The 8,263-nt window shown below is 71.9% G+C and carries 6 protein-coding genes and 1 pseudogene; 3 read left to right on the forward strand and 4 right to left on the reverse strand.

Annotated features, from left to right (window positions below):
- Positions 1-125: 125 nt before the first annotated feature.
- A pseudogene (locus AB0I88_RS40600) lies at positions 126-1,590 on the reverse strand (NF041680 family putative transposase).
- Here AB0I88_RS40600 and AB0I88_RS40605 point away from each other — a divergent pair.
- Together AB0I88_RS40605 and AB0I88_RS40610 are read left to right on the forward strand one after the other, a co-directional pair.
- The gene (locus tag AB0I88_RS40605; protein ID WP_361037527.1) at positions 1,571-1,708 is read left to right on the forward strand and encodes a hypothetical protein; all 138 of its coding nucleotides are present in this window, start codon (positions 1,571-1,573) and stop codon (positions 1,706-1,708) included. The pseudogene AB0I88_RS40600 and the gene AB0I88_RS40605 sit on opposite strands and share 20 nt — an antisense overlap.
- Before the next feature lie 178 nt (positions 1,709-1,886).
- A complete protein-coding gene (locus AB0I88_RS40610) occupies positions 1,887-2,471 on the forward strand; it encodes a tetratricopeptide repeat protein (protein WP_361037529.1) in 585 nt (194 codons plus the stop codon).
- A gap of 120 nt (positions 2,472-2,591) precedes the next feature.
- Here AB0I88_RS40610 and AB0I88_RS40615 read toward each other — a convergent pair whose 3' ends face one another.
- Complete coding sequence (locus AB0I88_RS40615) at positions 2,592-3,434, reverse strand: substrate-binding domain-containing protein (RefSeq protein WP_361037531.1); 843 nt, start codon at positions 3,432-3,434, stop codon at positions 2,592-2,594.
- 2 nt (positions 3,435-3,436) lie between these two features.
- On the reverse strand, positions 3,437-5,881 hold the full coding sequence (locus AB0I88_RS40620; RefSeq protein ID WP_361037533.1) for a glycoside hydrolase family 2 TIM barrel-domain containing protein: 2,445 nt from the start codon (positions 5,879-5,881) through the stop codon (positions 3,437-3,439).
- Positions 5,882-6,316: 435 nt separating this feature from the next.
- Here AB0I88_RS40620 and AB0I88_RS40625 point away from each other — a divergent pair, with 435 nt between their 5' ends.
- The gene (locus tag AB0I88_RS40625; RefSeq protein ID WP_361037535.1) at positions 6,317-7,723 is read left to right on the forward strand and encodes an ROK family protein; all 1,407 of its coding nucleotides are present in this window, start codon (positions 6,317-6,319) and stop codon (positions 7,721-7,723) included.
- A 66-nt stretch (positions 7,724-7,789) separates the two neighbouring features.
- Here AB0I88_RS40625 and AB0I88_RS40630 read toward each other — a convergent pair whose 3' ends face one another.
- Positions 7,790-8,077: a chorismate mutase gene (locus tag AB0I88_RS40630; RefSeq protein ID WP_361037537.1), complete on the reverse strand. Its 288-nt coding sequence runs from the start codon at positions 8,075-8,077 to the stop codon at positions 7,790-7,792.
- Positions 8,078-8,263: the final 186 nt, after the last annotated feature.

Consider the following 8,263-nt stretch of genomic DNA (forward strand, 5'->3'; position numbering starts at 1 on the left):
GGTCAGCGCACCGACGGGGCCCCTAACGATGCACGTCCTGCAAGACCAACATCACTCAGTCGCGGGTTCGCATCCTCTGAAATTCGCGACGGTTCAGGTTGCGAGACAGCCACTCACCTTGTCGTTTAACCAGTCCGGCGGGGCTTGGTGCCCTTCTTGTGGTGGGTCGGTCGCTGGTAGGCCTGGCCAGTGACCAGGATGAGTCCCACGTCGTGGCGGACAGCGGGCTGCCGATTACGGGAGCCGGGCGTGCGGCCGGGGCCGGGCCGGCTCGGTTTAGGTGCACGCGCTGGTGAGGCGCTGGTCGCGCGGAGGTTCCGAAACCCGCGTCGCACCCGGGCCGGGGTGAGGCGCTCCGGCGACACCGGGCGTTCCCACGGCCGGCGCAGGTCCTGGGGGAGCGGCCGGGCCAGGCGCAGTTGAGCATGCGCGGCCAGCACCACCACGTCCACCGGTCGGCCGCGGCGGGGTTGAGCACCTTTGGGGCGCTCCAACCCAGCGTCTGCTTTAGAAGCCGGAAGGTGTGTTCAAGATCGAAGCGACGCAAGAACGCTTGCCAGCTCCGGTCGACATCCTCCGTGGTGGCGTCGACCTTGGACCACCACAGCCAGACCGGCTTCGGCTTGCCCCGGCTCGGCAAATGGTCGACGGTGAGCCGGATGACCGTGCCCGCGATGATCGGCAGTGGTTCGTCGTGACCGACCCACACGGCCCGGCGCGTCAGCCGCGGATGCACTCGGTCCCACGCCTGGGCCCGAGCTTGCCCGTAAAGCCGGGTGTCGGTGACCGTGACTGCCTGCTCGGGACCCCAGGTGGCGGGGTCGCCGAAGACGAACTCGCCGCCGTGCTTGGCAGGCCGGCCTCGGGGTTGTAGACGCGTGGCGGGGTCGCTCGGCGCAGCACCCGGTCGGAGCGCATCCGGCCAAGGATTTCGATCGGTAGATCACGCAGCAGCCAGGCGATGCGGGGTGCCTCGTAGCCGGCGTCGAGCACGATCAAGACGTCACGGTCTCCTGGCCGCCACTGGCCCGCGTCGGTGAGGCGGTCGACGAGTTGGCGGATCTGCGCGCACGTGATCGTGGGTGGTGACGTCCGCGCCGGGCGGCAGCCGGACGGCGTCCAGCAGGGCGGTCCAGGATGTCCGGCCGGTTTCCAGGGCGGCGACGATCGAGTACGGCTAGCCGGGGATCATGCGGTGTTCGCCCCTGCCGCGGCCGTAGGTGTGGCAGAACGAGCGTTGCGGGCTGCAGTTGCCGTCCGGGCGCAGCCACGGCGAGACATCCACCGCGAGCACCAAGCGGCCGTCCGCCGACCGCGGTAACGGCAAGCCGGCCAACTGCAGGCGCAGCGACGCGACGTCGATACGCCCCGCGTTGAGCGCGTCGTACATGGCGCCGTGACCACGGCGGTGCTCCGGCGCCAAGGACAGCCCGACCAAGACTTCACCGGCCTGTCGGTGCACAGCAGCGCGTCGGTCAGCTCGAACAAGGCGTCTGCCCGCCGGGCCATGGACTGGTAGAGCTGCTCGCGGAACTCCGCCAACACATCGATAGCTTCTACTCGGTCAACCATGACCGCCACAACGACCATCAATAGGAGCCAGACACGGTTCCGCGCTCCTCAGCATGCCGACGACGGCGTGCCCGGAGCGCACCGCATCACCGTCACCGCCACGCTCGTGCTGCTGCTCACCGGCTGCCGGCGGTGACTGACCGGCGGACGCTGGGCGTGGTAGCGTCGGCACCGGTAACAGCGACCGGCTCGTTTCGCTGATCCGCGAGGTGTCGAGGACACTCCACCTCTCATCACAGCCCTTACACGGTGATCGCCGGCAATCTCTGTCCGCAATCCCACGCTGTCCTTCTGCCCCGTTGATGAGGAGTTCCGTGACCAAATCCGATGATGAACTGCATGCCGCCGTCCGCCGAGGCTGGGATGTCGCCCGCCGAGCCGACCCGGCGCCCACCGTCCAATACTTCGAACGGCTGCTCGCCCAGCATCCCGACAGCGCGATCGTGCGATACCACTGCGCTCGTGCTCACGACTACGCCGGCGAGGCGCACCTGGCCGCGCCGCTCTATGAGCACGCGTTCGCGGCCGGCTTGTCCGGCACGGAGCTACGTCGCGGGCTGACGAGTTATGGAAGCACGCTGCGTAATCTGGAACGTTTCGACGAAGCAGTCGCAGCCCTCGAGCGGGCACATGACCTGTTTCCCGACGATGTACTGGTCATTTGTTATCTCGCTTTGGCGCTGCAGAGCGCCGGGCACCCGGCACGCGCTCTGGCCCACATGCTCGACCTGGCCCTGGCTCGAATTGACGACCCTGACCTGCAGGCCAACAGGTGGGCATTGGGCAACTACACCGCAGCACTCCTCCATGGCTCGTGGTGTCCCGACGGGGCCGAATCGCTCGAACTGACCGGACCTCTGCTGGACAGCGCCAGTGCCGATCGGACGGCTCCCGCATAACAAATTCAATCCCCTCACCGTAGTATCTGCTGATGACGCAGCGGTCTGATGCGCGGCGATGCTGGGGTGGTCGGGGAGGTTAAAGCACAAGCTCACGGAGATTCGGCAACCCGAAGGTGGTCAGGCCGGGGCCGGGCCGGTGCTTCCGCGCCGGAGGACGCGGATCGGTGGGCCCGGGTATTCGGCCGGTTCGACGCCGTCGAGGGTGGCTATCACCGCGCGGGCCAGACTGAGGCCGTGATCGTGGACGTCGATGCTGAGCGCGGACAGCGGCGGCACGGCCAGCTCGCACAGCGGCGAGTCGTCGTGCACGAGCAGGCTCACCCGCTTGGGGACCGGCACGCCCACGCGGATCAGCTCCTGCTCGGCGGCCACCGCCATCACGTCGTTGTCGAAGATCACCGCGGTGGGCGGCGGTGCGGCCGCCAGCAGTTGCTGGACGCCGCTCACGCCGCTCTCCGCCCCGTAGTCGCCCTCGACGATCCGCGCCTCCACGCCGTGCCGCGCGGCCGCCTCGAACATGGCCGCCGTGCGATCGGCGGTGTGCACCAGGTCGGCGGGCCCGCTGACCCGCCCGATCACCCGGTGGCCGAGCCCGGCGAGCACCTCCACGGCGACGGTCATGGCGCCGGCGTCGTCGGTGACCACCCGCGGGAACGACGCCGTGTCGGCCCGCCCGGCGAGCACCGCGGGCAGCCCCAGCCCGGCCAGGAACGCCGGCCGGGTGTCGTCGTGCACGAGGTTGACCACGACGACGGCCTGCACCGTCCGGTCCTCCGCCCATCGCCGGTAGGTGGCCAGCTCGGCGTCGAGGTCGGGCACCACCAGGAGCAGAACATTCGCCCCGAGTGGCGCGAGGGCCTCCTCCATGCCGGCGATCAACTCCATGAAGAACGGCTCGACACCGACCCGGGCGGCGCTGCCGGTCAGCACCAGCCCGATCAGGCCACCCGGGGCGGGCATCGTCAGCCGACCCTCGCCGGAATCGTGATCGAGTTCGCCGACCGCAGCACCTCGGGCGCGGCGAACGCCTCCCCGTCGACGGTCGCCGTGGTGGTGACCGTGAAGGTGTGCGTCTCCCCTGGCAGCAGGTCGACGAGCATGTCGTCGACGACGGCGTCGGGGGCGACCCGGTCGGCGAGCACTGCCACGTCCCGGGCGAACGATACGGCGGTCACGGTGATCGAGTATCCGCCCTCGACGGCGACCGCGTGTGCCCGCACCGCCGCCGGGTCGTACCTCAGGTCGTAGTCCTCGGCGAACAGGTGCGTGGCGCGCAGCCCACCGCTGTCGGCGACCAGCACCTCACGGTCCGGCTCGGCGGCCGCGAGCAGGCTCGGATCGACCTCGATCAGCCCCACCGACCGGGCCGGGACGTCGATCTCGGCGGTGACCGCGGCCAGCTCGGCGCCGTCGAAGCGGACCCGGCGCAGCCGGGCGCTCTCCCGCCACGGCTCATCGCGATCGTTGATCACGGCGAGCACGGCGCGGCCGTCGCGGCGGGTGAAGGACAGCAGAACCGGGGCGTACGCCCGGCGCATCGCGAACCACGCGGGCTTGAGCCGTCCGGCCCCGTCCACGACGGCCCACGAGGTGACCGGCCAGCAGTCGTTGAGCTGCCACAGGATGCTGCCCATGGTCCGCGGGGCGTGGCCGCGCAGGTGGGCGATCGCATACGCGGTGGCCCGCGCCTGGTTGAGCTGGGTGGCCCAGTGCCACGCCGCGAAGTCGGACGGCACCGCCATGTGGTGGGCGAGCCCGCGGTCGAGCTTGCCGTTGCCGTCCTCGGCCTTCTGGTGCAGGAGGAAAGCGGCCGAATCCTTGCGCAGATCCTCCGGCTGGAGGGTGGCGGTCAGCGTCGACCAGGTGGGCGGCGCCTGCCAGCCGAACTCGGAGCAGAACCGGGGCACGAAGTTGTCGTGGAACCGGTAGTCCTCCCTGTTCCACGCCTCCCACTCGTGGCGGGTGCCGAACCGGTCGTCGTTGGGGTGGACCACCTCGGGGTCGTGACCGGGGCTGGACGGGCTGCCGGGGTGATACGGCCGGGTCGGGTCGAGCTCGGCGAGCAGTGCCGGGAAGTCCTCGTAGTAGTAGCGGGCGCCCCAGGTCGCGCCGTCGAGCGCTTCCTTCCACTGCCAGTCCTCGTGGCCCCAGATGTTCTCGTTGCCGCCGTTCCACAGGATCAGCGACGGGTGCGGGGCGAGACGTGTCACGTTCTCCCGGGCCTCGGCGAGGATCTCCGACCGCAGCGGCTCCTCCTCCGAATATGCCGCGCAGGCCAGTGGGAAGTCCTGCCAGACGAGCACGCCGCGCTCATCGCAGACCTCGTAGAAGTCGTCGGACTCCCAGATGCCGCCGCCCCAGACGCGTAGCAGGTTGGCGTTGCCGGCGACCGCCCGGTCCACGGCCGCCGCGAGGCGCTCCCGGGTGATGCGGGTCAGCAGGTGGTCCTCGGGGATCCAGTTGAGCCCCAGGACGAAGATCTCCCGGTCGTTGACGACCAGGGTGAACCGGCTGCCGACCTCGTCCGGCGTCTCGTCGAGCCGCACGTCCCGGAAGCCGACCCGGGTGTGGTGCTCGTCGAGGACCTCGTCGCCGGCGGTGAGCGTGACGGCCACCGGGACCAGCGGCTGCTCTCCGTGGCCGACCGGCCACCACACCGGCGCGTCCGGCACGCTCAGCTCCACGGTGGCCCGGTCGGCGGCGACCTCGGCCCGCGCGGTGTGCCCACCGGCGGTCACCTCGACGGTCAGCGGCGCTCCGGACGCCCGCTCGACGGCCACGTGCACGGTGAGCCGGTCGCGGGTGGCGAGCGGTCGCACCGACGCGAGGCGGGCGGTGTGCCAGCGCTCCAGCCGGACCGGTCGCCAGATGCCGGCGGTCTGCAGGTCGGGGCCCCAGTCCCAGCCGAACGAGCAGGCCATCTTGCGGACGGCGTTGAACGGGTGCGGGTAGGGCCGCGGGCGGGACCCGGCCTGCTTCTCGAAGCTCTCCGCGTGCTCCAGCGCCGAGTCGAACCGGACGCTCAGCGGGATCTCCCCGTCGCGCGACAGGTGCCGCACGTCGAACCGGTAGCCGCGGTGCATGTTGGCTGTCCGGCCCAGCTCGGTGCCGTCGAGCTGGATGGTGGCCACCGTGTCGAGACCGTCGAAGACCAGGTCGACCCGCTCGCCGGGCGCGGCCGGGGCGGCTGTGATGGTGGTCTCGTAGACCCAGGCGCTGCGGTGGAACCAGGCCAGGGCGGCCTCGTTGTCGCCCAGGAACGGGTCGGGAATCAGCCCGGCCGCGAGAAGATCGGTGTGCACGGTCCCCGGGACGGCGGCGGGCAGCCGCGACGCGGCGATCTCCGACGGGACCGGGCCACCCACGGAATGGACGGTCCAGCCCTGGTGAAGGTCGGTCTTGAGCATGGAGTCCGCTCCCAGCGTGATGAGAATCAGGTTGCCGCCGCGCCGCGGCTCCCACATTCTTAAGCAACTGAACGAAGTCCGTCAACGCTGATGAAGCCGGAGGTCCGATGGCCGGTCCCGTGCACCTGAGCGCCGCCGGAGGGAGCCTTTGTGCTGGACTTTCGCGGCCACGCGCTGCCGGCCGCCGTGCCCTGGGTTCCGCCGGGTCGCGGCTCCCGGTGCTGTACCCGGACGGCGTTCCGCCGGTCCGCGTCACCCCGCTCGAGGAGGCCGGTTGACGCCCGGCGGGATCGATGATCGAGTGACAGCGGCCCCTACGGCCCCGGTGCCGAATCCGGCCGGGTTCGACGGCCGGGTGATGAATCCGCGGCGGTGCGCGGGCAGGCAGGATGGTGCCTTTACGACGGGCGGGTTCGGCGACATGGTGGTGGCTGGGTGAGGGAGACGGTCGGTGACGCGACGCCGGTGGGCCGGCCGGGCCGGGGACGCCGCCCCGCCGCGCGGGAGAGCATCCTCGACGCGATCCGTGCCTCCGAGCCGCTGAGCCGCGTCGAGCTGGCGGCGAAGACCGGGCTCACCGAGGCGGCGGTGTCGATGACCGTGCGCCGCCTCCTGGAGGAGGGCCTCGTCGTCGAGACAGGACGCGCCCCGACCGGCGGCAAGCCACGGACCCTGCTGCGCCTGGACCCGGCCGCCCGGCTGGCCGTCGGCGTCCACCTGGACCGGGACGTCACCACCTTCGTGCTGACCGGCCAGACCGGCGGCGTCATCTCCCGTCTCGCCCGCCCCGCCCCACCCGGCGACCTGTTGTCCCACCTGACCGACGGCATCGGCACCCTGCTCGCCGCCTCCGGCGTGGACCGGGCCCGCTGCCTCGGCCTCGGTGTCGTCTGGCCGGGCCCTCGCAACGGCGGCGCCCGCCGCCCACGCGACACCGACGCCACCCCGGTGGGCCCGTCACCCTCCGGCCGCCCGGGAACGCCGAGATTCTCGGCCGGCCCGGAGGCGACACCCCATGCCACCCCGCCGGCACCGGATTCCGCCACCGGCGGCCCGAGAGTCCGCCTGGCCCCGGGCGCCACCCCTCACGGGAGCGCGGCACCCCAACCGCCGGGCCCGGACACGCTGCCGCACCTGCGGGGCTGGGACGCCGACGCGTTCGGGCGCCGCCTCGCGGAGGAGACCGGCTGGCCGGTGCTCGTGGAGAACGACGCGACCGCCGCCGCCGTCGGGGAGTACTGGGTGGCGCGGGTCGGACCGGAGCAGGCGTTCGCCGCGCTCTACATGGGCAGCGGCATCGGCGCCGGGATCGTCGTCGAAGGCCGGGCCATGCGCGGCAGTCACGGGGCGGCCGGCGAGTTCGGGCACGTGTGCGTACAGGTGGACGGCCCGGAATGCTGGTGTGGCGGTCACGGCTGTCTGGAGATCCTGGCCGGGCCCCGCACCGTGGTGGCGGCGGCCCGCGCCGACGCCTCCGCGGCCGCGGAGGCGGGCCTCGACCCGGCCGCGCGCCGTAGCGTGACGGCCGACTTCGCCGCGGTGGCCCGTGCCGCACGGGCGGGCGGGCCCCGGTGCCTGTCGCTGTTGGAGGACTCGGCGAGATATGTGGCGGCCGCCGCCGAGTCGGTGGTGAACCTTCTCGACATCGACCTGGTGGTCCTGACCGGACCGGGTTTCGCGGCGGCGTCGTTCGTCTACGGTCCGGCGATCATGCGCCGGGTCCAGCCCGCGAACAGCCGCACCTGGCACCGTTCGGCGACGGTCACGGTTTCCCTGGCCGCGGCGACCGCTTCCGCGACCGGTGCGGCCGCGCTGATCCTCCAGTCCCACCTGCGCCGCTGACGAGGCCACCGGCCCGCACACCGACCGCGCCGGCCGGCCGAGAGCCACCGGCCGCCACTTCTAGATCTAGACGTCGCTGAGCCCGCGGTGCTCGGCCAGCTCCAGATCGATGAAGGCGCCGATCATCGCCCGGTAGACCCGCTCCACCACCTCCGGCGACCCGCCCGCCGCCACGGCCAGCCCGCGCACCTTGGCGATCACCTCTTCGACCCGGGCGGGAGCCCGAACCGCCTGCTCGCTGGTCTTCAGCGCGGCGGCCCGCCGCACCAGCCGCTCCCGTGCGGCGATCCGCTGCACCACGTCGGCGTCGATCGCGTCGATGGCCCGCCGCACCTCGCTGAGATCGTCATCCATGCGTCTCATCATGCCAGCGCTCCTCACGATCACGGGCGTGGCCGGACCCGCGCCGTGGTGCTGTTCCCCGTTCCGTGGAGTCCGGCGGAGGCCGCGGCGGTTCTGGCCCCGGCGTACCGGACGTCGAGCGTCCCGCTGACCCGTACGATGCACATCGACTCCAACGGGGTCGCCGCGGCCGGGATC

The sequence above is a fragment of the Actinoplanes sp. NPDC049802 genome (assembly GCF_040656595.1).
In the GTDB taxonomy this organism is placed as follows: Bacteria; Actinomycetota; Actinomycetes; order Mycobacteriales; family Micromonosporaceae; genus Actinoplanes.

What these genes read in the sequence shown, in the direction of transcription:
- AB0I88_RS40615 (WP_361037531.1), bottom strand. Translation starts at nt 3,434, where the DNA reads ATGCCCGCCCCGGGTGGCCTGATCGGGCTGGTGCTGACCGGCAGCGCC.
- AB0I88_RS40620 (WP_361037533.1), bottom strand. Translation starts at nt 5,881, where the DNA reads ATGCTCAAGACCGACCTTCACCAGGGCTGGACCGTCCATTCCGTGGGT.
- AB0I88_RS40630 (WP_361037537.1), bottom strand. Translation starts at nt 8,077, where the DNA reads ATGGATGACGATCTCAGCGAGGTGCGGCGGGCCATCGACGCGATCGAC.
- AB0I88_RS40605 (WP_361037527.1), top strand. Translation starts at nt 1,571, where the DNA reads ATGACCGCCACAACGACCATCAATAGGAGCCAGACACGGTTCCGCGCT.